Below are 25,177 nucleotides of genomic sequence, written 5' to 3'. Positions count from 1 at the left end.
CGGTTCAAAATGACTTTCCGTATCGCCTTCTAAACAACCAATACAACGGTATACCTGTCGCCGTCAAAAACAACCCCAGTAAAGAGTTGATCAGATGCGTTTTCCCAATCGCATAGTTATAGATATCCATCCACAACGTAGCCACCACAAAAAAGGTCGAGAACAAAACAAACACCGCCGGCACGATGGGATATCCCCACACTTTATAAGGTCGCTCCACATGAGCCATTTTCCTCCGCAGCACAAAGATGCCAAAGGCACTCAACCCATAGAAAGCCCAGCTCACAAAGATCAGCATGTCGGTGAGCATGTCGAACGAACCGCTGAGAATGAGCACGACCGTCCAAAGGGCCTGGATCACCAAGGCATTGCCGGGTGTGCCATACTTGGGATGTACTTTCCCTACCCACCCAAAAAATTGTTTCTGTTGCCCCATGGCAAAGAACACCCGGGCTACGGGCAGGATGTTGCCGTTGGTGGCGCCGATGACTGAGATGATCACCATGAAAGCAATGATGCCGCCGCCCAAGGTGCCCATCACCACCCGTGCTGCATCCGACGCCACCATACCTGACTGCGCCATGGCATCGATCGGTAAAACATACAGAAAGCTCAGCGTGATGACCGTATAGGTGATGATGCAAATGAGCAATCCAATAAAAAGGCTGCGGGGAATGTTGCGCTGGGGTTCCCGGATCTCGCCGGCGATGAACGTAATGTTGTTCCAACCATCGTATCCCCAAAACGCTCCCGACATGGCCGCCACCAGGGCGCCCACGAAAGCCCAGCCCTCGGGATGGATGCTGGCGGAAGGCGTAATAAGATTGGTGATGTTTCCTTCCGACGAAAAAAATAATCCAAAAACCAACAATGTCAGCAAGGCGATCTTCATGATGGTGAACACCACCTGCAGGTTGCCACCCGATCGCGTGCTCCGGTAGCTTACCCACGTGAGCACCAACACCACCAGGATGGTGACCGACTTCACCCCGATGTTTTCCAGCGGATACATCGATCCGATGAACGGGATGTAGACCTCCACTGCTTTTTCTATGTCCGGGCTGAAGCGCGGCAGGGGGATGAAGTATTCCAGGTAGATGCCAAAGCCATAGGCCACCGAAGCCACACCCGCGGTGTTGAATACGATGAAGGCGGACCATCCATACAAAAAGGCCACAAAGCTGCCGTACATTCTCTCAAAGAAAATGTATTGGCCACCCGTTTCCGGGATCATGGCGGCCACTTCGGCGTTGCTCAGGGCGCCAAAGAGCGTGATCACGCCGGCGAAGATCCAAACGGCCACCAGCCACAGGGGCGAGCCCAGTTGCGAAGCCATAAAGGCGGGCTTCATAAATATGCCCGAGCCGATCACCCCGCCCGCAACGATGGCGATACTGGTCCACAAGCCCAGGGTGGGTTTTAATTTTTGGGGTGACGACATCCGGTCTTCAATTTAAAAATTCAGCCAACAGGCGATGAAAATGGTGTGTGCCCTTTTCCATCTTCACCGAATAGCGTCCGTGTTTATAGAATCTTGAGCGAATTCCTTTTTGCACATGTTGCACCACGTCTTCATCTTCCATTTCCACTTGATGCAGGTCGGCTCCCGCACCCTGGCGAAGCTTGTTCTCGTCCCACACATACGACAGGAACGAAACCGTACACCGCGACACCCCCAACGGGCGCACAATGTTGATGGAGAGTCCCCAGGGATAGAAGTTGAACATCATGTTGGGGAAAACCCAGAAGTAATAGCCTGCGATTTTTTTTCCAAAGTCAGGGGAGGAGGGAGGCAGGTCGAAGGTTGCGTCGTCGCCTTTTGCATAGCCGATTTGCAGATTGGAGTATGGAAAGATTTCGGTAGTGTAGTTTCCATAGTCGATCACGGCGTTGAGCCCGGCGTGCACAAAGGGGATGTGGAAGCCCTCGAGGTAATTCTCACAATACAGCGCCCAATGTGCATCCACCTTGTAGTCTTGCGATAGCTCCGGGCGGAATTGAAAATCCTGGAACGGCATCCAGCCTACGCGCTCCAGCATCGGACCTAAAAATGTATCGGCTTCGAATTTGGGGTGAAGGGAAGTGAACAGCCATTTTCCAAACTGATAAAGCGGAAGCCTGGTCAGGTCATCCTCCTCCGAGGGAAAGTTGGCCACTTCCTTGAACTCGGGCATGGAGAGGAATTTGCCGTCCAGGTGGAAGCGGCGGCCGTGGTATTTGCAGCGGATGTCGTTGATCTTGCAGGGGCGTTCTACCAAAAGGTTGCCCCGGTGGGTGCAGACGTTGCTCAGGCAATGGAGATCGCCCTTTTTGTCGCGCGAAAGGAGCAGCGGTTCGTCCAGGAATTTTTCCAGCAGGTTCACCGGCGTGGCCCATCCCGGATCCTTCACCTGGTCGGTGTCGCCGATGAGCTGCCAGGTGTTGGCGAAGATCTTTTCTTTGGAAAGCTCCAGGTAAGTCGGTTCGAGATAAAAATCTGTGGAAATGGTTTTTGCCTGCGCAATATCCGGGTGGACGTGGAAGGGAGTCATGAGTGGAGGTTTGGCTTGCAAGCAAAATACTAAATCCTTGTCGCTTATCTGACAGTCCACTTTCAATTATTCGGTTACATTTATCCCGTCAACAAACCCCTTTCGCTATGAAAATTGCCACGGTCGTGTACTGGATCGCGCGCCTTTTGGCGGCGGTCATCATGCTGCAAACCTTGTTTTTTAAGTTTACCGCTTCCGCGGAATCGGTCTACATTTTCACCACCGTGGGCATGGAACCGTGGGGCAGGATTGGGGTGGGCGTCATGGAATTGATTGCCGCCATACTCATCGTGGTGCCGGCCACTGCGTGGCTGGGAGCCGGACTGGCGTTGGGATTGATGGTGGGAGCGCTCGGCATGCACCTGACCCTGCTCGGCATCGCGGTGCAGGGCGATCATGGTTACCTGTTCGGCCTGGCATTGGCCGTCACGCTGTGCAGCCTCTACGTGCTGATACACGACAAAGACAAGATCTTGTCGCGCATCCGCTCGTTGCAGAAGGCTAGTTGAGTTCTTTCAGTGCGTCTTCCAGCGGTTGCTTGAAGGTGTCTTGGGTGAGCGAACTCTTCAACCCTTCCAGGACGAAATTGGGGATCTTTTCGGCCCGCGAGATCCGGCCCTTGATGTCCTGGATCATCTCCAGTGCATTGGCCTTGCCCTCAAAATCGGCTTCGCCTTTCACTTTTTCTTCCAGCACATCCCAGGCGGAAAGTTTCTTCTCGGCAACCGCCCGCTGGGCGATGATCTTGCCGTGATCGACCGTTTTGGACTGAATACAAGCGTTGTATTCGTCGACGATCTGATAGAGGTCTCTCTTGTTCAGCTCGTCATGGTCGATCCGGTCGGCCACGGTTGGGCAGTCTTCCAGGAAATTCTTCATCGCCTTTTTAAAGGTCAGGTTCGGGACCTCGGTGCTCTTGCCATCCTTTTTCAAAAGAAATTGTCCATCGTAGGTCACTTGATTGGGCAGCTGATAGGCAAATAAGCTTAGATAGCCCGACTTGATCACTTTCATGAACGCATAGCCGTCGGGACCCTTCACGGGTTGATAGAAGTCATTTTTCCATTTATAGGTGCGCACCTGGAACATGGGGTAGGTTGTCTTCTTTTTATCGGCGCCAACGACCTGCACTTTTTTGTCCATCCCGAACGTAAGGGGTTTGAGCTCCCCCCGGATGGTATCGCCCGTCACCGTCACTAAATAATCCTGGGCGATGGACGGAGCGCAGACGGTCAGAAAGAAACAAGCAAAAAGGTATAAGCCAGAACGTTTCATGTTCATAAATGCAGTTTTATAGTCGGAAAGATAAGCGATAAAATAATTTCTCGTCGCGCTATCCGGAATTTCTTCCGATTAAAAAGTGGGATTTGGATGGGCGCGATCGCCGGCGACGGTGTTGGAAAATTTTCCTTGAATAGGCTTATTGCAGGAAAGTTCGATCCCATGGTCATGTACAACCCCCGAAATTGGATTTCTATCATCTTTCACGCCTACAGCCGGCGCGTCATGAGGACCCTGTTGCCCGTCATCCTCTTCATGCTCGTCTATTCCGCCGTGTTGTGCTACATCATGCTGGACCGTCTCAAACTCCACGAAGCTGATTTTCAGCCCACCATCGCCATGCATTCCCTCCTGGGGATCGTGTTGGGTTTGTTCCTCGTGTTTCGCACCAACACCGCCTATGACCGGTGGTGGGAGGGACGCCGGATGTGGGGCGGCATGGTCAACAGCACCCGGAACTTCGCCATGAAACTCAACGCTTGCCTCAGTCCCGAGAACCACGAAGACCGCGACTGGTTTGCCAAGATGATCCCCAATTTCATATTTGCCGTAAAAGAGAGCCTGCGAAACGGCGTGCAACTGGCCGAACTGGACCCGCCCTCCGATACGTTTCTCAACGACCTCAAGAAATACAAACACAAGCCCAACCGCATCGCCGGCCTGATGTACAAACGCATAAACGAATTGTACCGCGACAACAAAATCACCGGCGACCAGCTCATCAACCTCGACAAAGAACTAAAAGATTTTATCGACCTCATGGGCGCCTGCGAGCGCATCAAGTACACGCCCATTCCCTATAGCTATATGATGTATGTAAAGAAGTTCGTCTTCATCTACATCATCACCCTGCCCTTTGGGTTCGTCACGCAAACCGGCTACATGACTGTGCCCATCGTGGGACTGATCTCCTATGTTCTGTTGAGCGTAGAGTTGATTGCGGAAGAAATCGAAGACCCGTTCGGACGCGACATCAACGACTTGCCATTGGACGAGTTGGCCGGAAAGATCCGGGAGAATGTCAAAGAGGTGTTGTTATAGAAATTATTCCGTCAGGAAATCGATATCCACATTCAGCGGATAGCGCATCAGGTATTCCAACGCGCGGGTCACCGTCATGTCCTCGAACAACACCTGGTATAGGGTGGTCGTGATCGGTGCGCGCACTTTGTAATAGTCGGCACACTTCTTCGCCACTTTCACGGTGTTGATACCTTCGGCGATCTCGTCGGTGCTGGCCAATATTTCGGAGAGTGTTTCACCTTTGGCCAACCGGTAGCCTACAGCAAAATTGCGGCTCAGTGAACTGTTGCAGGTCGTGACCAGGTCGCCCACACCGGCGACGCCCAGGAAAGCTTTCGTGTTTCCACCCAGTGCGCGTCCCAGGTAGACCATTTCCACCATACCGCGGCTGATCAAAAGGCCTTTGGCATTTTCACCATAGCCCAACCCACTCAGCGCACCTGCAGCGATCGCAATAACGTTTTTCAAAACCCCGGCCAGTTCAACACCCACCACATCGTTGTTGCCATACACCTGGAAGTGATTGGTGCGCAGCAAACGCTTGCCCAACTGGATCACTTCGTTGAAATGGCTGGCGATGACCGTCGCCGCGGGATGTCCATCGGCCAGTTCTTTGCTGAGGTTGGGTCCGGCCAGACAGCCCACACGAACCACCACGCTCTCTTCGGTGATCACCTCGCTCATGGTCTTCACCATGCTGCGGTCCAGCGTGGTCATGGTGTCGAGGGTTTTGCCCTCCGGGAGCGAGACATCAAAGCCTTTGGTCCCGTGAATGAGAATGTGATAGGGGTGCAGATAGGGCGACAGCCCTTTCATCATGGTGCGGAAGTGCAGCGATGGTACAATGGGAAAGATCACGTCGCACTGATCGGCCAGGTAGCCGAGGTCATTGGTGGGCATGACGTTTGCGTGCATCTGGTGTCCCCGGTTTTCGCGGGTTTTCAGGATGCGCTCAATGGCCGCATCGTCGCGCACGTGCAGTAACACCTGCCGCCGTTGGGCCAGCAAGTTGGCTACCACACTGCCGAAGTTCCCGGCGCCGATCACACCGACCGGTTTATCGTTTTCAGATAAACTTTTCGAGGTCATAGCCGACAAGCCGGTTGTGATAATAATAAAGTGTACTGAAATCCTTGGTGATGATGTTGCCTTCCTTGTTCATAAGCAGCGGGCGCTTCAAATGGAAGATGCCCACGTTGTCGAGTCCATGGCGGATCACCAGGTTGATATTTCCTTTCAGATGGGTAGCGTGATAGACTTTCCCCTCTTCTTTCAATTTGTAGATCTGTTTGCGCACCCGCTTGCAGGCGGCGCGAAATTCCTCGAACTGCAACACCTGGTCTTCTTCCGGTAACTTCAGCAAGCCAAACAAATCCAGCTTGGGATGTTTCTTTTGCCACATCTCGAACGCCACGAAGGCTACCAGGTGACTGGCAAACACGCGGTTGATGCGGTGATACTCCGACACGATCTTGTGACTGAGCATGCGCGTATATTCGTCTTCGCGTTGCTTGTCGACCGTGATGTCGCCATGCGAAATAAAATAGTCGCGGGTCTCGATCACCCGGCCCTGCGCATCCAGGCTGTTGCCTTGGTCGTCGACATAATTTCCCATCACGTCCAGCCCGCGCCCGATCGACACAGAGATGTTGGACCCTTTGGTGAAAAACTTGAACAGGAACTGCAGCAATTGCCAGCTTCCGTATTTGTCCTGCTCCGGCAGATAACGGTCTTGGCCCTTCGACGACAAATATTCATCGATCAGGTCCGGGGCCTCCAGCACGAAGTGATAGTTGAGTGTTACGGGTACGATAAAGATCTTGCGCACGGGCTCCGTGGTGGGCGATTCCAGGTAGAGATTGCGTTGGGCTTCGATGGTGGAGCTGAGCAGCCCCAACTTGAGTTGTTTTTCCAGCATACCCGAGCGCGAGCGCGTTCCTCCGGGAAAGAAAATGCTGTGCGCCCCTTTCTGAATGGCACACATGGAATAGAACTTCAGCGTCTCCAGGTAGGGGACATTCTTCTTCCGGCGGTCTACTTTATAGGCGCCGAGACTGTTCATGAAATAGGCGAAGATCTTGATGTTGAAAAGATTCAACCCCGCGCCATAGATAAAGGCGGGCAGGCCCAGCGAGTGGATGATCCACCCGATAAGGATCGAGTCGAGGTTGCTGAAGTGCGTGGGCACCATCACCACCGTGCCTTCTTTGGCCAGTGTGCGCAGTTGCTTCACTTTGCCCACGATGTGGATCTTGTCGCGAAGGGTATAGCGGCTGCGGAAGAAGGCCCCGAATTTCTTTACGCGGGCGCCGTTCAGCAGGCGGGAGAACCAGAACTTTACGATCTCGCGCGTGAGGCGGTAGCTGTTGGGCTTAAAATTCCCGGCGATCTCGTTGGCATAGCGCAACACGATGCGGTAGAGCATGTCCTCGGCAATGGGCTGGGCTTCTTCGGGGGTCTTGCCCGTCAGGGCCACGAGTTCTTCTTTGATGCCGGCCCAGAAACGGGGTTCGTCCGCCGCGTCGGCGCGCCAGCGGTTGCGCTTCATGCGCTGCTGCTCGCGGTAAACAGTGGCTTCCAGTTCGTCGATGAGCTGTTTGGTGGTCGGGCGGTTCTTCCTGATTTGGGCAAAGGTCTTTTGCGCCACTTCCTCGATAAACTCCTTGCGGTTTTTACTGAGTTGGTAAACCGGCCAATCGGGTATGCCCTCCAGGATGGGTTTATATCGCTTGTTCTTATTTTTCTTCTCTACAACTTCCATGAGCGGTGCAAAATAAAACAATTTCCTCTACTGCTGCACAAATGCGTTGATTTTAAGCACGTTGCATGGCTTGGCGCAAGCTTTCACCCATGCCGGCAAAGCGCTGCATAGCCTCCTCCAGGAAAGCCTTGTCCACGATCCGGTAAAGCTCGGCTTCGCTGGTCACATCGTACTCATTTACCTTGAAGGTCTGCTCCAGCAAGCCTTGCTCCAGCTTAATGAGGTACCGGTTGTTCCAGGCAAAGATGGTGATCTTGCACTCTGGGTGCGGAATTTCTCCTACAACACGCATGTATTGACGGTTTAGCCAACAAATGTAGTGAAGGGAAAATGAAAAAACGTTTTACTTTTTGGAAGATGCGTCCTGGTGCTGTACCAACTCCTGTTGGATGGTCTGCAGTTCGCGGGAAAGATTTTTGTACACCGGGCTGTTGTGGAGGCGATCAAACTCCATTTGTCTGACAAGTCGTTTGATTTCCATTTCGCGCTTTACGAGCGAAGCTTTGGCGTTTGAATCAAATTTCATTCTAGCTGAAAAAGTAGGGTTAGGTTTGGTAAACGCTAAGATATCAGATAAAGTCTAACGTCGGATAAGCATCTGACAGAATTTTTTTTGGCTCCACTTCAAGCCATCTGTCAAGTATCGTAGCGTAAACACTCCGGAAATCAAGCTGATGGATAAGATCACCGTTGTCGAGCTTTAATAGATCAGGTGTGTTGTTGAGAAAACCTTTTTGCTTCAAATGCTTCGTCACCACAAAAAGATTGTTAGCCGTACCGTGGTCTGTGCCACCACTGGCATTTTGCGCCACGCGCCTTCCAAACTCCGAGAACGTCATGATCAACACGTCTTTCATCCGGTCGCGCTTGTCCAGGTCCTCCACGAAAGCAGTGATCCCTTCGGAATAGAGTTGTAACAACCGTTGATGCTGCGCCTGCTGATTCACATGCGTATCGAAGCCGGCCATCGACACATAGTACACCCGTGTGGGTACACGGGCATGTATGAGTTGTGCCACCGTTTTTAGCTTTTTACTGAAATCACTTTGCGGATAATCCGGCCCCGACGAAGGCGCACCCGCTTTCTGATACAGGAAGTCGGCCGATGAAACCGTCTCGGCGAGGGTCTTGTAGAGATAATGCAGCGTTGGATCGTTCACCGTCGCTGCGGTGTTGTTCTGCGCCACCTCGTGAATGAACGAATGATGAACCGCGTTGTAAAGCTTGCGCGGATCTTTCATCGCCAGCCCCTTGATGTTGTCGCCCTTCAACGCCAGGCTCAGCGTGTCGTCCAACTCAATGGCCTGGTCGGCTACGGAGCAGCCGGGACAGTTGGCGTCGAGGTAACGACCGATCCAACCGGTTTGCAAATAGCGCTCCGGGCTGGCTGTCTGCCAGATGTCCATGGATCGAAAGTGCGAACGGTCGGGGTTGGGATAACCGACATTGTTGAACACACCCAGATAGCCGCGGTCGTACAATCCCTGCAGCGGGGCCAACGCCGGATGAAACCCCAACTCATCCGAAACCTTCAGGACCTTGTCGGCCGCGACGGCCAGCGAGGGGCGATGTTGGTAATACAGGTCATTGCGGTAGGGGACGATCGTGTTCAAGCCATCATTGCCGCCGGAAAGTTGCACGACCACCAGGATCTTGTCGTGGGTTTCCGCGAAGGCGTTGGGATTTTCAAAGGCTTTCAGGAACGTCGGCACCAGCAGCGAGCCGGTTGCGCCGAGCAGCGATTGTTTGAGGAAATTTCTTCTGGAAGTCATGATCAGCTGAGTTGATATTCGGGCAAGGACATGAACGCCGTGAAGGCTTGCTTCATCCATTCATCGTCGCGCGTGCTGCGCGCGGCTTGTGTGGCTACCAGTTTGCGGTTCGCCGCCGTCGTGGGTGTTGCCAACAAAAAATCTTCCACGACCGCTAGCGTCTCGCCGGTCGAGGCCTTGGTGAACTGTTGCGCCAGCGAAGCCCAATCCACCGCACAGTTCAGGTTTCGGGTGGCTGCTTTGTTGGTGGCGTTGTTGGCATCGCCATCGTCTTTGGGTACATATTCAGTGATGAGATTCTTGAAGATCAGCGCCGGCATCGTCATGCGGAACGCGAGGCTGGAGCTATCGATCCACGCCGTGCCCGTGGGCCACCCGCCGACATTGGGCGGTTGAAAAAGAATTTGACTCAACGCCCGCTGAAAGAACAAGGCCGCACGCGGGTCTTCGAACCGGCCACCGGTCTGCGTCAACATCCCCGCCAGCAACTCCACGGGCGACTTGATGCGATGGCCAACAAAACGCGGTTCATAAAACCAGGACGAGGAAAACACGGCCGCCATCAGTTTGTGAAGGTTATAGTCCGAATGAAAGAAGTCCTTCGCCAGCGATGCGACGATGTCTTCGTCGGGTGGGCCTTCGTGAACAAAGTAGCGCCAGATCTTTTCGGTGATGAACTGCGCTGTCTGGCGGTCGTCCAGAATGATGTGGAGAATGTCGTCGCCCGAAAAATTGCCGGTCTTTCCCTTAAAGGTCTTGGGTCCTTCGTCGTGCGCCCGGGGCCGGAATACAAACGCCGCCGTCTTAGGGTTGAACGCCCACCCCGTGAAGGCACGTGCGCCATTCCGGATATCCGCTTCGGTGTAGTGGCCTCTTCCTAACGTGAAGAGTTCCAGCACCTCCCGTGCAAAATTTTCGTTGGGGCTGTTCTTTTTATTTTGCTGGTTGTTGAGAAACTGCAGCATGGCCGGATCTTTTGAGACCGCCTTCAGCAAGTCGCCAAATGAACCCAGGGCTTCGCGGCGCACCACATTGTTCAATTGTTGCGACAGGAAGGCCGACCGCACCCGGCAAGCAAAGTGATCGTGCCAGAACAAGGTCATTTTTTCGCGCCAGAGGGTCTCGGGCAACACCATTTGCGAGATCCAGGTTGTGTTCAGTTCCGTGAGTTCATCCAGAAACCTGGCCCGGCGGGCCTTTGCATCTTTCGGCTGGCGTTGATCCGGCAGCATGACCGTACCGTCAACCTTCCGAATAACGTCGATCGGGCGGTGGTGGGAGGCGCTTTTGATCCAGGTTGGAGTGTTAACGGGGGTTTTTAAACCCGGGGCCGGTCCAAACGCCGCGCGGTTTAAAAAATGCCTGGTTTTCGGATCATTATTCATGTGCGTTTAGATGTCCCGATGGGGGAGAAGTTTAACCCACCAAAAAAAGAATTTACCCGTTTAAGGACTAATTCAGGTGCTTATGCGTTACCTTATATGTTAATTTTATAGATCAAGAACAACGTCATATATTGTAACCCTGATCGACACCGGGGTGTTTTGATTACCAAAAAGATCGTTTGATACAGGCATGAACTTTACCGCTTTAGTACGAAAATGTAGCAGGGTTGGCGCCATCTCGGCGATACTGATGATGGTATGCTTTGCCAAAAGCCACGCCACCCACCTTCGCGCCGGCGAAATCACGGCCGTTCGCGAGAACTGTAACAGCTTAACATTTGTCATCACTGTCACCGTATACACCAACACCAAGAACACTACGGTCCTTTTCGGTGGCGACCAGGATGTCCTCAACTTTGGCGATGGCAATACCACCCTGGTGCCCGAAACGCCAAACACCATCCGGTTGGACCTGGATTCGGATGGCAGCGTGGCCACAGCGTCCTACACCATAAGGCACACCTATTCCGGCGTGGGTAAATACACGATCAGCTACCGCGAGCCCAACCGTAACGAAGGCGTGTTGAACATGGACGCCTCCGTGAACACCACATTCTATCTCGAAACCGTCGTCAACATCGATCCCTTCCTGGGCTGTAATAATACCCCCAGGCTGTTGATCCCGCCCATCGACCACGCCTGTCCCGGCGTGACCTGGACGCACAACCCCGGAGCCTACGATCCGGATGGCGACAGTCTCTCCTTTACCATGAAGATCCCTTATAGCGACCGGAACACGCAGGTCATCAACTATAAGGATCCAAACGACCCGAAATTCTATACCAACTTCGGCCAGGCTAACGAGGCCGGTACCGGTCCCCCGACGTTTTCGATCGACCCCGTGAGCGGCACCATCACCTGGGACGCACCCGGCGCGATTGGCGAATACAACATTGCCTTCCACATCGTCGAATGGCGGAAGCGGAACGGCCAGTGGTTCGAGATGGGCTACGTGCGACGCGACATGCAAATATTGGTCGACGATTGCAAGAACCAACGCCCCGACGTCATCGTGCCGAAAGACACCTGTGTTGTTGCGGGCACGGAATTAAAAGCCACCATCTTTGGCACGGACCCCGACAAGGACCCGGTTAAGATCGAAGCCTTCTCTGAAATTTTTAACTATCCGGCCGCGCAATCACCCGCCACCTATACGCCGGTCCCGGGCGTGAACGACTTCGTTCCTTCCGATCCCCCGGCCGAAACAAAGTTCGATTGGCAAACACAATGTCTGCACGTGAAAGATCAGCCCTATCAGGTGGTCTTCAAAATAACCGACAAACCCAAGAACGGACCGCGCCTTGTGACGTTCAAAACATGGCTCATCAAAGTAGTGGGACCGGCACCCGAATGGGTGAGCGCCAGTCTCGTCGACCGGCGAACCAGCCTGGAGTGGGATCCTTATTTCTGTCTCAATGCCCAATCCATGCAGATCTGGAGAAAGGTCGACGGTTCGCCCTTTGAGCCCGACAACTGCGAGACGGGCATGCCCGCCTACCTGGGCTATGAACTCATCGACGTCGTGAACATTAAGGATGGCGCGGGCAACCCCGTCACCAAATACACCGATTCAAACAAAGGAAATGGGTTGGCGCCCGGGGCGAAATACTGCTATCGCCTGGTGGCGGTGTTCCCGTTGCCGCGTGGTGGAGAGAGCTATGTCTCTAAAGATATTTGTGTAGGCCCCGTTCCTTCCGACGTGCCGACCATAACGCACGTGTCCGTGCAGAAAACAGACATCACCGCCGGCCAGATCCGTGTGAGCTGGAAAAAACCGCTTGAACCGAAGGTTCAATTTGTGCAGCCCTTCCATTATGACATTTGGCGCGCGGTAGGTTTTGCCCGTGGTCAGGATTCAACAAAAATAACGCCGACAGCAAACTTTGCGGACACGACTTTCCTGGATCAGGGTGTCAACTCCGAGGAGAATGTCTACAACTACAGCATTGCCTGCTATGATGCCACCGGCGCCTTCGTGGGCAACTCGGCAACGGCTTCTTCCGTGCGCCTCGACGCTAAATCACAAGTGAAAAAGATCGAGTTGAACTGGAGCGCGTTTGTGCCCTGGTCGAATCAAATACAATCCGTGCCCAACAAACACCTGGTTTATCGGGGACCGGAAGGCGCCACCGAAGCCGACCTTGTCCTCATCGACAGCGTCGACGTGAGCAGCTCCGGATTTATCTACCTGGATGAAGGGCAATGGAATGGAACACCCCTGGACGATAACACCACCTATTGTTATCGCATCATGACCCGCGGCGGCTATGGCAACCCGAAGATCCCCCAGCCGCTAAACAACTTCTCGCAGATCATGTGCGCCCAACCCGGCGACACCATACCCCCTTGCAAACTGGAGCCGCCCATCCGCAGCACTGTCGACTTTAAAGACTGCGAAGATTACTTCAACAAATTCTGCGACCGCGATACCTATAGCAACGTGCTGTACTGGAACCGCGCCAAAGACCCGGCGTGCCGCAACGACGTGCGTTCGTATAATATCTATTACACAAACAAAAAAGGTGGAGAATACGCCCTGCTGGCCAACACGACCGACACCACCTACACGGATGCCAATCTTCGATCGTTCGCCCGATGTTATCGGATTGCTGCCGTCGACCGATCGGGCAATGAGGGCGAGAAGAGTGAGGAGATGTGTATCGACAATTGCCCGCACTATGAATTGCCCAACGTGTTCACACCGAATGGCGACAAATTCAACGAGCTTTTCAGCGCCTACAGCCTCCGTGGATATGAATGCGGCGAGGAAGGCAATTGCCCTATTCCCATCGAGATCATGTTGAAGTGCGCGCGCTTTGTGGAGCAGGTGGAATTCAAAGTCTTCAACCGCTGGGGAGAAGAAGTGTATCACTACGACACCACCGTCGGCGATCAGAAAGGATCGATCTATATCGACTGGAATGGAAGGGATAACAGTGGCAGTGAACTTTCTACGGGCGTGTATTACTTCGTGGCCAAAGTGAAATTCATCACCGTCGACCCCGTCGATCAAGTCCAAAACTTTAAAGGATGGGTGCACCTGATCCGGTAAGCACGCTCCCTGATTTCCTCGTACTCTTCGATGGCGTCTGCAACCTGTGCAACGGCGCCGTGTTGTTCATTATCAAGCGGGATAAAGCGGGGAAGATCATGTTCGCCTCCTTACAATCCGAACTTGGAAGAGAGCAGTTGGTTCGAAACGGCCTGGATCCCGACGCACTGCATAGCATCATCGTTATTGAAAATGGAAAACTGTTCCAGAAGAGCGATGCCGTGCTTCATATGGTGGCCCGGATGGATGGCGCATGGCCGTGGCTCCGGATCTTCCGGATCATACCGCGCTTTCTTCGTGATGCACTCTACGACCTCGTGGCCCGTTTTCGGTACAAGATCTTTGGAAAAAAGGATGCCTGCATGATCCCCACCCCGGAATTGAAAAAACGGTTTGTGGCCTGGTGAAAGGCCGGGTAGCCCCGGCACGATCAGGAGGAAAACCGAACATTTCAACTTTTTGCTACTTTTGCCCCCGTAATCAGACGTAGACCACCATGAAAGCATATGTATTTCCCGGGCAAGGCGCCCAATTCACCGGCATGGGCAAAGACCTCTATGAGGCCAGTCCAAAAGCGAAAGCGCTCTTCGACGAAGCCAACGACATCCTTGGGTTCAAACTCACCGATGTTATGTTCAACGGCACCGCCGATGAACAAAAGCAAACCAAGGTGACACAACCCGCCATCTTCCTGCACTCCGTGGCCGTGGCGTTGGTGAACGACACCTTCGCCCCCGACATGGTGGCGGGTCATTCATTGGGCGAGTTCTCCGCTTTGGTGGCCAACAAAACCCTTTCGTTTGCCGACGGCGTGAAGCTGGTCTCCAAACGCGCCCTGGCCATGCAACATGCCTGCGAAATAAATCCCTCCACCATGGCCGCCATCATAGGCCTGGACGATAAAATTGTGGAAGACATCTGCGCATCCATCGACGAGATCGTGGTGGCGGCCAACTACAATTGCCCCGGTCAACTCGTTATATCGGGAACGATCAACGGCATCAACATCGCTTGCGAAAAATTGAAAGCCGCCGGTGCCAAGCGGGCGTTGCCCCTGCAGGTAGGCGGTGCGTTTCACTCACCCCTCATGGAGCCGGCCCGCGCCGAATTGGCCGCCGCCATCGAAAGCACACCTTTTGGAAAACCCATTTGCCCCGTATACCAAAATGTGAATGCACTACCCTCCACGGATGTGAACGTCATCAAACAAAACCTCATTGCTCAACTCACCAGCCCCGTGCGGTGGACACAATCGGTACAAAACATGGTGAAGGATGGGGCAAAAACATTCATCGAATGTGGCCCGGGCAAAGTGCTGCAGGGACTGGTAAAGAAAATTGCTCCCGAAGCCGAAGTGATGAGCCTCTGAGCGAAGTCAAGCCCATCAAAAGAATATCATTCGTCAACTTTATGGACAGCGAGCTGATCGGGACATTGTTCCAACAGCTCGCTGTTTGTTTTGAGCAGCACCGGGTGAACAAACTCCGGCGCAATTTCGCAAAGCGGAACCAGCGTGAAGCGTCGGTTTTGTAAATGCGGGTGGGGGATGATCAGTCCCGGCGATTGGACGACACGATGGCCATAATATAAGATGTCGATATCGATCAGCCGTTCACCCCATTTCTCCTTGCGCTCGCGGCCCAGCAACGCCTCGATGGCCAGCACCAGGGCCAGCACTTCTTCCGGGCTGGAAAACGTTTCCACTTCGAGCACCTGGTTGCAGAACTCCGGTTGATCCGTCTTCCCCCAGGCCGCGGTGCGATAGTGCGACGATGCACGCACGATCTTTCCCACGCGCTCTCCAATGTGGTGACTGGCCGCGGCCAGGTTGTCACCCAGGTTGCCCAGGTTGGTGCCCAACAAAAGAAAAACAGCGTTGTTCATGCTCGTAAACATACTTTTTTATTCGAAGCAGTATTATGTACTTTTGAAAACTTAAATCGTCCCGTATGAATTTCTTTAAGACCTTTATATCCTCGTGTCTGGGAGCCCTCGTGGCAATGATACTTTTTGTTGTGTTGCTGGTCATTTTTATCAGCGCACTGTCGTCGGTCGAGGAAACGCCGCTGGAGTTTAGCGATAACTCCGTGTTGAAGCTGGACTTGGATGCGCCCATCGTGGAAACAGAAAAGGAAGAACCGTTTTCGGGAATCCCGTTCTTGGGTGGATCCGCGCCGCGCCCGATGGGGCTGGCCCAACTGCGGCAGGCCATCGAACACGCCAAAGACGACGCGAAGATCAAAGGCATCTACATCACCATCACCCAACCCATGGCGGGCTACACGGAGATCGAAGAAATTCGTGAAGCATTGCTGGATTTCAGAAAGGACGGAAAATGGGTGATCGTGTTTAGCGAAGGACTGTCCGAGTCGGCCTACTACCTGGCTTCCGCAGCCGACAAGATCTATCTCCATCCCGAAGGCGAGGTGGAGTTCAACGGTCTTGCTGTGGACATCACGTTCTTCAAACGGCTTTTCGACAAACTGGAAGTGAAGCCCGAAGTTTTCCGCGTCGGCGAATTCAAGAGTGCTGTGGAGCCGTTCATCCTGGAAAAAATGAGCGACGCCAATCGCTTGCAACTCACCGAGATGATCAACTCCATCTATGACCAGGTGGTCACCCGCGTGTCGGAAGCGCGCAACATCCCCAAAGCCAACCTGAAAGAGATCTCCGATAAAATGTTGGTGCGCAACGCACAACAGGCCGTTGAATACAAGCTCATCGATTCGCTGGCTTATGACGACCAGGTGCAACATACCATCCGGCAGCGCCTCAACCTGGGCAACGAAGACAAGATATCCTTTGTTAAATACAGCAAGTACAAAAAGACGTACTCCACCTACAGCGAATCCAAGAACGAGATCGCCGTCATCGTCGCCGAGGGCACGATCCTTCCGGGCAAAGCCAGCCCCGGACAAGATGTGATCGGCTCCGAGTCCTTCAACGAAGAGATGCGCAAGGCCCGCGAGAACGATAAAATAAAGGCCGTGGTGCTGCGGATCAACTCACCCGGTGGTAGTTCGCTGGCGTCGGACGCCATGTGGCGCGAGATCACGCTCACCACCAAAGTGAAACCCGTCATCGCCTCCATGTCCGACTACGCCGCTTCGGGTGGCTACTACATGGCCATGGGATGCGACACCATCGTTGCGCAGCCGCACACGATCACCGGATCCATCGGGGTATTCAGCGTGCTGTATGACGCCAGTGGTTTGCTCAACAATAAGCTTGGCATCACCTCAGAGGAAATAAAGACGGGTGAAATAGGACAACTGATCACGATCGATCGCCCCCTCACGGAGACCGAGAAAAGCATCTGGCAAAAACGCACGGAAGAAGTGTATGAGACCTTCACCACCAAAGCTGCAGAAGGCAGAAAGATGTCGGTGGAAAACATCAAGAAGGTGGCCTCCGGGCGCGTTTGGACCGGCACGCAGGCAAAGGAACGCGGTCTGGTCGACATCATTGGAAATTTCCAGGACGCCGTCAAGATCGCCGCTGCCGCCGCTCATGTGGCCGACGACTACAAGGTGCGCTTCTATCCCCAATACAAACCCTCTTTCCTGGAACAAATGATCGCTCAATATGAGGACGATGCCGAAACCGGTGCCCTCAAAGAACAGTTGGGCGCGCAATACTATTTGTATCAGCAATGGCTTCACATCAAATCATACCAGGGCACACAAGCCCGGATGCCCTTTGAAATGAGAATTCAATAATCGATAAGGATACGAACAGAACATCAACGAAATATTAACCAGAACAGACCTCGATAAAAACATGACAACGATTCGCAATAACTGGACGCGGGAAGAGATCGCCGATATTTACAACAAACCTGTACTGAGTCTTATTTATGAAGCAGCCACCGTGCACCGTCAATATCACGACGCTGGCGAAGTGCAGGTCTGCACCTTGCTCTCGGTGAAAACCGGCGGCTGCCCCGAGGACTGCGCCTATTGCCCGCAAGCGGCGCGCTACCACACGCAAGTGAAGGTGGAAAAACTGATGGAAGTGAGCGAAGTGCTCCAAAAGGCCGTCGAGGCCAAGGAAGCCGGCAGCACCCGGTTTTGCATGGGCGCCGCCTGGCGCGAGGTGCGCGACAACCGCGACTTCGACAAAGTGCTGGAGATGGTGAAAGGCGTCAGCACCATGGGCATGGAAGTGTGCTGCACCCTGGGCATGCTCAGCCCCGAACAGGCCCAGAAACTGAAAGACGCTGGCCTGTACGCCTACAATCACAACCTTGACACCAGCGAAGAGTTCTACAGCGACATCATTACCACCCGCACCTACGACGATCGCCTGGATACGCTGGAGAGCGTGCGGAAGGCCAAGATCTCCGTTTGCTCTGGCGGCATCATCGGCATGGGCGAGTTGGAAGAAGACCGCATCGGTATGCTGCACGTATTGGCAACCCTTCCGGAACATCCCGAATCTGTTCCGGTAAATGCATTGGTGCCCGTGGAAGGCACCCCGTTGGAAGATCAACCCAAAGTATCGGTATGGGAAATGCTGCGGATGATTGCCACAGCGCGCATCATCATGCCCAAAGCCATGGTGCGTCTGTCGGCCGGCCGGGTTCGCATGAACCTCGAAGAGCAGGCCCTCTGCTTTTTGGCCGGAGCCAACAGCATCTTTGCCGGCGATAAACTATTGACCACGCCCAATCCCGGCTATATAAAAGACCAGGAAATGTTCCAGCAATTACAGCTCAAACCCCGCCAGGCGTTTAAGAAAGAAGCCCAAACATTAAACATTTTGTGATGTAAGGTTTTCAGGGATTTTCCCGAAAACCGACCTTAAAGTATTACTTTATGTGGAATGCATTACACAGCTAAGCCATTGAAAGATCAGTGGCAGGGGAAATCTTTTGGCGTTTTAACGGGTCCAACCTACCATTAACCGGCTAAAAGGCAACCCAAGGGGTACCTGGGGGGTGAGTGGGGTGGGGGTTTCGGGTGAAACTGTCCCATTGCTACTCAGATAAGGTTAACGATCAACTTGAACTAAATGCCGGGGTTACCAAGGAAACGAAGCTTTCTACTTTGACCTTTCATTTCGTTTTTGGCCTGGAAACAGGGATTTGAAAAATATCCCTGGGTAAAGGGACACCTCGCAGGGCTATTTCCGTCGCAGTCCTCAGAGCGGTCCGGCAACTTCTCGGACTGTCGTTTAGGGCCCGGGTTAGAAAACAACAGGCACCCCCACCGTGGTGGTGAAGATGCCTGTCACTTTTCGGAGACTAGAATTTGTCTTCCGAAACCAATCCGCCAGTAGGCTCATTGTGAGACACTTTGGACGAATTGTTCGTGGATACTGCTTTCACCGTGCGGGTGTTGGTAACGAACGTAAAAGAAAGTGTTACAACAGCGGCTCCGGCGATCAGGAATATAACTTTTGATTTCATAATTTTTAGTGGTTAAGGGTTCTTATCTGCTTTAGGGTCTATAGGGCAATTAAGCTTGTTTAGGGTCAGAGGGAACGCCGCCAGATTCCTGCTTGGGCTTCACTTCTTCTTCAGTGCAAGAGGTGATGGCCATAGAAGTAACGAAGGCAAAAAGCAGGGTGTAGATAATTTTTTTCATGGTTTTAAGATTTTAATGGTTTAGATAAATGCTGTTAAAGGATTGGTTAATTTTTTGGTTTTTGTCAACCAACTTGTTGACAATCACGCCGGATGAATAACGACCCAGGCCGCCCCTACATCACTTCGGGTCAGAGAACAGGCCGCCTCCCACCGTGATGTCCCTGGTGGGTTTGACCTCTTCTTTGGCACATGCTGTGAACAGTCCTGCAGAAACAATGCAAAGCATTACGATGTATATGAGCTTTTTCATGGCTGGGGTGTTAAAGTTTTTTTTTCTAAATAAGTTTTTAGCGCTAAATTGATGACTCAAAGTTGGCATACAGAAAAGATCTATTTCACGCAATAAAATTTTGGACAGCACTCGTGTATTATAACTTTTTCAATGAAGTAAAACTCACGCTCATAATATTCTTTGGAAGTGCTTTCATATTTATCGCGCAGGCCCAAGATAGACGAGTGGTAGATTCTCTTCTAAGCGAGCTGCAAACCGCTCCCGACGAACAGCGGATACTGAAGATAAAGGCACAGCTCGCCGATGAACTCTTCGACATCGACAACCAGATGTGTTTGCGATATGCCGACGAAGCGTATCAAATGGCTACCAAGTTAGGTGACAGCACGCGGCTTGTACGGATGGCCCGCATGAAGGGCCAGATGCTAAGAGGACTCGACAGACTGCAGGAGTCGATCGACATCCTCACCGAAGTGCTCCCCATCGCACGCCGCAACAACCTCCGGGAGGACTACAAAAAAATACTCAACGCCCTGGCGATAGTACATACCTTCCAAGCCGACTATGACAAAGCCTTGGAGTATCACTTCCAATCGCTCGTGGTGCGGCAAGAGGAAGGCAATAAGGCCGAGATCAGTATCACGCTAAACAACATCGGCCTGGTGTATTTTAAACTGAGGAACTACGAGGCGGCGTTGAAGTACTACGACGAATGTCTGGCGCTGAAGAAAGAGAATGGGATCACCTATGACCTCGATGCCCTTTACATCAACATGGGGCTTTGCTACGGGAAGCTGCACCGCTACATCGAAGCCCGCGAAAGCATGGAGCAGGCGTTCATCACGTGCGATGGCAAATGTTCCGACGCCATCCGCATCTCCGGGGAATACGGCCTTGGCATTTCCTATTTCTGGCTCCAAAATCTGCCCGAAGCCGACAAACACCTCAACATCTCCCTGGCCATTGCGCGGCGTGTTGGCGACAAGTTATACCAGGGCGAAAACCTGACGGTGATGGCGGAGATCGCCGCCGACCTGAACGACAATGTCACCGCCGAAAAATTGCTCACGGAGGCCGAGGGCATCATCACCGAGTTGGGATACAACGAACTGCTGATGAACATCTACCTGCAGTTCTCGCACCTCTACACCAAAACCGAAAGCTTTGAGCAGGCCTCAAAATATCAGTCTCGCTACATCCACCTCAAAGACAGTCTCGTCAGCGAAGAGCTGGTGAAAAGTATCGCCAAGATCCAAACCAATTTTGCCGAGCGCGAGAACATTGCCACCATTGCCTCCAAAGAGGAAGCCATCAAACAGCAACGGGACCTCAATGCGGCGGTGGTGGTCATTGCCGTGCTGGCCGGGTTGCTCATCCTCGTGCTCCAATTCGGTAACCGGAACATTAAACGTGTAAACGCCAAATTGTCGGAAGCCAAGGAGGTCATCCAAAAACAAAATGCCGAGCTCGAGATCAAGAACCGGCAACTGGACAACGAGGTCGACAAAAAGACGCTCGACCTGGCGCGCGTGAACCAGTCGCTGAAACAAGTAAACGACGAACTGGATAACTTCATCTACAAGACCTCGCATGATATCCGCGGCCCGCTGGCGAGCCTCAAGGGCATGTGCAACGTGGCCCTGATGGACGTGAAGGATCCGGTGGCTCTCGACTACCTGAAGAAGCTCGACGCCACCGCCGAACGCCTCAACTCCATCCTCACACGCCTGGTCATCATCAACCAGATCAACAACTCCAAGATCACCACCGAGAAGATCGACTTCAACGTCATCGTAAACGACGTGCTGATGCTGGAAAAGAAAAAGGGCCTGCCGCAGGAATTGCAGATCAACACCTTCATCGATCCCGATCTCCAGATCGAGTCGGACAAGGAGTTGGTGCGGATCGTCCTGGAGAACCTCATCGACAACGCCATCAAGTTCTACAACGATTCGGAGCGCATCCAGTCCTTCATCCACATTCATATCGGAAAGGGCGAGAACGGCTCGGTGCGGGCCAGGGTGATCGACAACGGCATCGGCATCAGCGAATCCAGCCCCGGTAAACTGTTCCAGATGTTCTCACGGGCCTCCGAGCGCTCGGAGACCGGCGGCATCGGGCTTTATATCACCAAGACGGCCACCGAGAAGATCGGCGGCAAGGTTGGGTTGCTCACTACCCCGGAGGGGTACACGGAGTTCTACGTCATTTTCCCGCCCGTTCCTTCCTCGGCGTGGGACCGCGCCGTGCCCCATATGGCCTGACAACGGAATTTTTTTTGGTCCATTTCTCTTATCATCTTTGCAGGCTGCCAGGAGCAGCCTATTCAGTTTTATGAAAGCATTTAAACGCACCACCGTTACCGCGGCTTTACCGTATGCCAACGGCCCCAAACACATCGGCCACCTTGCCGGCGCCTACATCCCGGCGGATGTCTATGTTCGTTATCTCCGGTCGCAGGGTAGAGACGTCGTTTTCGTTTGCGGCAGCGACGAGCACGGCACCGCCATTCCCAACCAGGCCGTAAAAGAGAATACCACACCCCGGGCCATCATCGACAAATATCACGTCCAGATGCGCGACTGCTTCCAAAAGCTGGGCATCGCCTTCGATATCTATCACCGGACCAGCGAAGCCCTGCACCACCAGACCTCCCAGGAGATCTTCCTTGCGCTGTTCAACAAAGGACTGCTGAACGAGGAGGTATCGGAACAATACTACGACGACGAGGCCAAGCTCTTCCTCGCCGATCGCTACATCGTTGGCACCTGCCCCAAGTGCGGCAATCCCAATGCCTACGGCGATCAGTGCGAGAAGTGTGGCTCATCGCTGAGCCCGCGCGACCTCATCAACCCGAGGTCTACCATCACCGGCAACGTGCCCGTGCTGCGCGAGACTAAACACTGGTATCTGCCCCTGGAACAATACGAAGGCTGGCTGAAGGAATGGATCCTGAAAGGCCACGCCGACGATTGGAAGACCAATGTCTACGGCCAGTGCAAATCCTGGATCGACGCCGGCCTCCAACCCCGCGCCATGACGCGCGACCTCAACTGGGGCATCAAGGTGCCGCTGCCGGATGCCGAGGGAAAAGTGCTCTACGTTTGGTTCGACGCCCCCATCGGCTACATCTCGGCCACCCGCGCATTCTTTGAGGAAATGAGCTCGGGCAAATTGGTCTACGCCCAACCCCAACGCAAATTCGGACCCGTAGCGGCCGACGACTGGAAAAAATACTGGCAAGACGACGAGACCAAGCTGGTGCACTTCATCGGCAAGGACAATATCGTTTTCCATTGCATCATCTTCCCCATCATGTTGCATGCCCACGGTGAGTTTATCGTGCCCGACAACGTGCCGGCCAACGAGTTCATGAACCTGGAAGGCGACAAGATGTCGACCAGCCGCGGATGGTCTATCGAAATGCACGAGTACCTGGAGGACTTTCCGGACAAACCCGATGTGCTGCGCTATAGCCTGCTCACGAATTTGCCGGAAACCAAAGACAGTGAATTTACCTGGAAGGATTTCCAGACGCGCAACAACAGCGAGCTCGTGAACATTTTTGGGAACTTTGTGAATCGCGCTTTGGTGTTGACACAAAAGAATTTCAACAACCAGGTGCCTGTAAAAGGTGCGTTGCAACCCATCGACGAGGCGGTGATCGCAGCGTTACGCGAGCAACCGGGACGCATAGCCGAGGCGTTGGAACAATACCGTTTCCGCGAAGCCACGGCCGCCCTGATGGACCTGGCCCGTTTGGGAAACAAATACCTGGCCGACACTGAACCGTGGAAGTTGGTGAAGAACGAAGGCAACCTGGAACGTGTAGGCACGATTTTGCACATCGCGTTGCAGATTGTGGCCAACCTGGCCATCGCGGCCGAGCCGTTCCTGCCCTTCAGTGCGGCGCGCATCAACGAGATGCTGAACCTGAAGACCAGCCACTGGACCGATGCAGGCTCCGACACCCTGTTGGCGGAAGGCCATGAACTGGGGGTGTCGTCGTTGCTGTTCGAAAAAATAGAAGACGAGGTGATCGCACGTCAACTGGAAAAACTGCATGCCAAGAAGGCGAGCATGAACCCGGTGGCCCACACGGTGACCCCGCTGAAGAACGAGGTCACCTTCGACGACTTCGCCAAGCTCGATATCCGTGTCGGCCGCGTGCTGACCGCCGAGAAAATGCCGAAGTCCGACAAGCTGCTAAAACTCACGGTCGACACCGGCGTGGACAAGCGGACCGTGCTGAGCGGAATAGCCAAACACTACACACCCGAAGAAATGGTAGGCAAACAAGTAACACTCATTGCCAACCTGGCACCCCGCAAGATGATGGGCATCGAATCGCAAGGCATGATCCTCATGGCCGAAGACGGCGACGGAAAACTGCGCTTACTACAACCGAACGAAGTGGTGATGCCCGGCGCCGTAGTAAGTTAAAGAATCCATGCAACGCCGGCCGAAACCCGGCAGATGGCTACTGACTACTGGCTACTTTTGGACGCTAAAGTTATTTCACGAGAGGGGTTAAATGCCCCTCTTCGTATTTTTCAAGCTTCTCTTCCCACGTGATGTCCCCGCGTTTGCGCGCATGCACCTTCAGGGCCACTACCACCTCATCGGCTCCCGCTTCAAAGCAGGCCTCCTGCGCCCGGCGCACAACGTCCATGATGGTGTTATAATCGCCTTGCATAACCGTTTCCATGGCCCCTACACGATAGTTGACGCCCGAGGCATCAATAACCTCGATCGCTTTGTCGATGATGGGGTAGTGGGGGATTTGCGCGATGGGGACGACCTGGATCGCCACGTGTACCTGGTGTTTCATGATGTTGTTTTTTGAAATGATCAATCGTTATACTGGCTCATCGTCCGTTCCACGCCCTGCGTGCAGAACGACAATACCATCTCATTGGCCTTGATCATCAGATCAGGCAATTGTTTGAATTCGTCTTTTGAGAAATTGCTGAGCACATAGTCGGCTTGCTGCCCCTTGCCAAAGGCGTTGCCGACGCCAAAGCGCAGGCGCGCATACTCTTGTCCGTTCAGCAGCAGTTCGATGTTCTTCAGTCCGTTGTGACCGGCCGAGCTTCCCTTGGGGCGCAGGCGAAGGCTGCCGAAGGGCAACGCGATGTCGTCCATGATCACCAGGAGGTTTTCTTTGGGGATCTTCAGCTCCTGCAACCAGTAGGCTACCGCTTTTCCGCTCAGGTTCATATAGGTGGTGGGTTTGATCAGGTGGATCGTTTTCCCCTTGAACCGAAAGTCGGTTGTCTCGGCGTGGCGCTGCAACGTGAATTCGACCTTGTGTTGGTCGGCCAGTTGGTCCAGCACCAGGAAGCCGATGTTGTGGCGGGTAAGCTCATATTCCGCACCGATGTTCCCCAATCCGGCAACGAGGTATTTCATACGTTAAAAAAGAAAAAATTATGGTCATGGCAATAAACAAAAAATCCCCCGGTGTTGGCCGGGGGATTTTCAATTTTA

General features: G+C 53.4%; 24 protein-coding genes. 9 read left to right on the top strand and 15 right to left on the bottom strand.

The annotated features are described in order from the left end of the window. Nucleotides 1-4: 4 nt before the first annotated feature. Nucleotides 5-1,441: an APC family permease gene (locus BUB30_RS07045; protein ID WP_073132252.1), complete on the bottom strand. Its 1,437-nt coding sequence runs from the start codon at nt 1,439-1,441 to the stop codon at nt 5-7. Nucleotides 1,442-1,448: 7 nt separating this feature from the next. Further along, on the bottom strand, nt 1,449-2,531 hold the full coding sequence (locus BUB30_RS07040) for an aromatic ring-hydroxylating oxygenase subunit alpha (protein ID WP_073132250.1): 1,083 nt from the start codon (nt 2,529-2,531) through the stop codon (nt 1,449-1,451). A 107-nt stretch (nt 2,532-2,638) separates the two neighbouring features. Here BUB30_RS07040 and BUB30_RS07035 point away from each other — a divergent pair, with 107 nt between their 5' ends. Next, nucleotides 2,639-3,040, top strand: a complete 402-nt coding sequence (locus tag BUB30_RS07035; protein ID WP_073132248.1) for a DoxX family protein — start codon at nt 2,639-2,641, stop codon at nt 3,038-3,040. Here BUB30_RS07035 and BUB30_RS07030 read toward each other — a convergent pair. Next, complete coding sequence (locus BUB30_RS07030) at nt 3,033-3,806, bottom strand: hypothetical protein (RefSeq protein WP_143164794.1); 774 nt, start codon at nt 3,804-3,806, stop codon at nt 3,033-3,035. The two genes, BUB30_RS07035 and BUB30_RS07030, sit on opposite strands and share 8 nt — an antisense overlap. Nucleotides 3,807-3,902: 96 nt before the next feature. Between BUB30_RS07030 and BUB30_RS07025 the strand changes: the two genes are divergently transcribed. Further along, nucleotides 3,903-4,853 (top strand): bestrophin family protein, encoded by a 951-nt coding sequence (locus tag BUB30_RS07025; protein ID WP_245804039.1) that lies wholly within the window; start codon nt 3,903-3,905, stop codon nt 4,851-4,853. A gap of 3 nt (nt 4,854-4,856) precedes the next feature. Here the strand turns inward: BUB30_RS07025 and BUB30_RS07020 are convergent, their stop codons facing one another. The 6 genes from BUB30_RS07020 to BUB30_RS06995 are packed head-to-tail and all read right to left on the bottom strand — an operon-like array spanning nt 4,857 to nt 10,753. Then, nucleotides 4,857-5,924, bottom strand: a complete 1,068-nt coding sequence (locus tag BUB30_RS07020; RefSeq protein ID WP_073132244.1) for an NAD(P)H-dependent glycerol-3-phosphate dehydrogenase — start codon at nt 5,922-5,924, stop codon at nt 4,857-4,859. After that, the gene (locus tag BUB30_RS07015) at nt 5,902-7,596 is read right to left on the bottom strand and encodes a 1-acyl-sn-glycerol-3-phosphate acyltransferase (protein WP_073132243.1); all 1,695 of its coding nucleotides are present in this window, start codon (nt 7,594-7,596) and stop codon (nt 5,902-5,904) included. The genes BUB30_RS07020 and BUB30_RS07015 overlap by 23 nt, the downstream gene beginning before the upstream one ends. A gap of 52 nt (nt 7,597-7,648) precedes the next feature. Further along, complete coding sequence (locus BUB30_RS07010) at nt 7,649-7,888, bottom strand: hypothetical protein (RefSeq protein WP_073132241.1); 240 nt, start codon at nt 7,886-7,888, stop codon at nt 7,649-7,651. 51 nt (nt 7,889-7,939) lie between these two features. Continuing rightward, nucleotides 7,940-8,122, bottom strand: a complete 183-nt coding sequence (locus tag BUB30_RS07005; RefSeq protein ID WP_073132239.1) for a hypothetical protein — start codon at nt 8,120-8,122, stop codon at nt 7,940-7,942. A 43-nt stretch (nt 8,123-8,165) separates the two neighbouring features. Continuing rightward, nucleotides 8,166-9,368, bottom strand: coding sequence for a DUF1501 domain-containing protein (locus BUB30_RS07000; RefSeq protein ID WP_084137949.1), 1,203 nt, complete (start codon nt 9,366-9,368; stop codon nt 8,166-8,168). Between the two features lie 2 nt (nt 9,369-9,370). Next, nucleotides 9,371-10,753 (bottom strand): DUF1800 domain-containing protein, encoded by a 1,383-nt coding sequence (locus tag BUB30_RS06995; RefSeq protein WP_073132235.1) that lies wholly within the window; start codon nt 10,751-10,753, stop codon nt 9,371-9,373. Nucleotides 10,754-10,943: 190 nt separating this feature from the next. Here BUB30_RS06995 and BUB30_RS06990 point away from each other — a divergent pair, with 190 nt between their 5' ends. The 3 genes from BUB30_RS06990 to fabD all read left to right on the top strand — a co-directional run bounded on the left by BUB30_RS06990 (nt 10,944) and on the right by fabD (nt 15,234). Further along, nucleotides 10,944-13,865 (top strand): T9SS type B sorting domain-containing protein, encoded by a 2,922-nt coding sequence (locus tag BUB30_RS06990; protein WP_084137948.1) that lies wholly within the window; start codon nt 10,944-10,946, stop codon nt 13,863-13,865. Further along, entirely contained in the window at nt 13,844-14,272 is a 429-nt protein-coding gene (locus BUB30_RS06985) for a thiol-disulfide oxidoreductase DCC family protein (RefSeq protein ID WP_073132233.1), read from the top strand. Before BUB30_RS06990 ends, BUB30_RS06985 begins: the two co-directional genes overlap by 22 nt. An 89-nt stretch (nt 14,273-14,361) precedes the next feature. Further along, nucleotides 14,362-15,234 carry an ACP S-malonyltransferase gene (gene fabD / locus BUB30_RS06980; RefSeq protein WP_073132232.1) on the top strand — a complete coding sequence of 291 codons (873 nt, stop codon included), beginning with the start codon at nt 14,362-14,364 and terminating at the stop codon, nt 15,232-15,234. A gap of 26 nt (nt 15,235-15,260) precedes the next feature. Here fabD and folK read toward each other — a convergent pair whose 3' ends face one another. Beyond that, nucleotides 15,261-15,749: a 2-amino-4-hydroxy-6-hydroxymethyldihydropteridine diphosphokinase gene (folK, locus tag BUB30_RS06975; RefSeq protein ID WP_073134899.1), complete on the bottom strand. Its 489-nt coding sequence runs from the start codon at nt 15,747-15,749 to the stop codon at nt 15,261-15,263. A gap of 65 nt (nt 15,750-15,814) precedes the next feature. Between folK and sppA the strand changes: the two genes are divergently transcribed. After that, entirely contained in the window at nt 15,815-17,584 is a 1,770-nt protein-coding gene (gene sppA, locus BUB30_RS06970) for a signal peptide peptidase SppA (RefSeq protein ID WP_073132230.1), read from the top strand. Nucleotides 17,585-17,645: 61 nt separating this feature from the next. Beyond that, complete coding sequence (gene bioB, locus BUB30_RS06965; RefSeq protein ID WP_073132229.1) at nt 17,646-18,632, top strand: biotin synthase BioB; 987 nt, start codon at nt 17,646-17,648, stop codon at nt 18,630-18,632. Nucleotides 18,633-19,110: 478 nt separating this feature from the next. Here the strand turns inward: bioB and BUB30_RS35080 are convergent, their stop codons facing one another. The 3 genes from BUB30_RS35080 to BUB30_RS35765 form a co-directional block, all read right to left on the bottom strand. After that, nucleotides 19,111-19,275, bottom strand: a complete 165-nt coding sequence (locus tag BUB30_RS35080; protein WP_178377039.1) for a hypothetical protein — start codon at nt 19,273-19,275, stop codon at nt 19,111-19,113. Between the two features lie 49 nt (nt 19,276-19,324). Next, nucleotides 19,325-19,453 (bottom strand): hypothetical protein, encoded by a 129-nt coding sequence (locus BUB30_RS35770; RefSeq protein WP_262485786.1) that lies wholly within the window; start codon nt 19,451-19,453, stop codon nt 19,325-19,327. Nucleotides 19,454-19,573: 120 nt separating this feature from the next. Then, complete coding sequence (locus BUB30_RS35765; protein ID WP_262485785.1) at nt 19,574-19,705, bottom strand: hypothetical protein; 132 nt, start codon at nt 19,703-19,705, stop codon at nt 19,574-19,576. Nucleotides 19,706-19,911: 206 nt separating this feature from the next. On the opposite strand from BUB30_RS35765, the gene BUB30_RS06955 reads away from it, so the two are divergent. Continuing rightward, complete coding sequence (locus BUB30_RS06955) at nt 19,912-21,951, top strand: tetratricopeptide repeat-containing sensor histidine kinase (protein WP_143164793.1); 2,040 nt, start codon at nt 19,912-19,914, stop codon at nt 21,949-21,951. Nucleotides 21,952-22,021: 70 nt separating this feature from the next. Then, on the top strand, nt 22,022-24,130 hold the full coding sequence (metG, locus tag BUB30_RS06950) for a methionine--tRNA ligase (RefSeq protein WP_073132223.1): 2,109 nt from the start codon (nt 22,022-22,024) through the stop codon (nt 24,128-24,130). A gap of 70 nt (nt 24,131-24,200) precedes the next feature. Here metG and BUB30_RS06945 read toward each other — a convergent pair whose 3' ends face one another. Next, the gene (locus BUB30_RS06945; RefSeq protein WP_073132221.1) at nt 24,201-24,518 is read right to left on the bottom strand and encodes a thiamine-binding protein; all 318 of its coding nucleotides are present in this window, start codon (nt 24,516-24,518) and stop codon (nt 24,201-24,203) included. Between the two features lie 20 nt (nt 24,519-24,538). Next, nucleotides 24,539-25,099 (bottom strand): aminoacyl-tRNA hydrolase, encoded by a 561-nt coding sequence (gene pth / locus BUB30_RS06940; protein ID WP_073132219.1) that lies wholly within the window; start codon nt 25,097-25,099, stop codon nt 24,539-24,541. Between the last annotated feature and the right edge of the window lie 78 nt (nt 25,100-25,177).

Source organism: Chryseolinea serpens, from assembly GCF_900129725.1.
GTDB lineage: Bacteria > Bacteroidota > Bacteroidia > Cytophagales > Cyclobacteriaceae > Chryseolinea > Chryseolinea serpens.
Note: the sequence above shows the minus strand (reverse complement) of the source record. Positions and strands in the feature narration are given on the sequence as shown.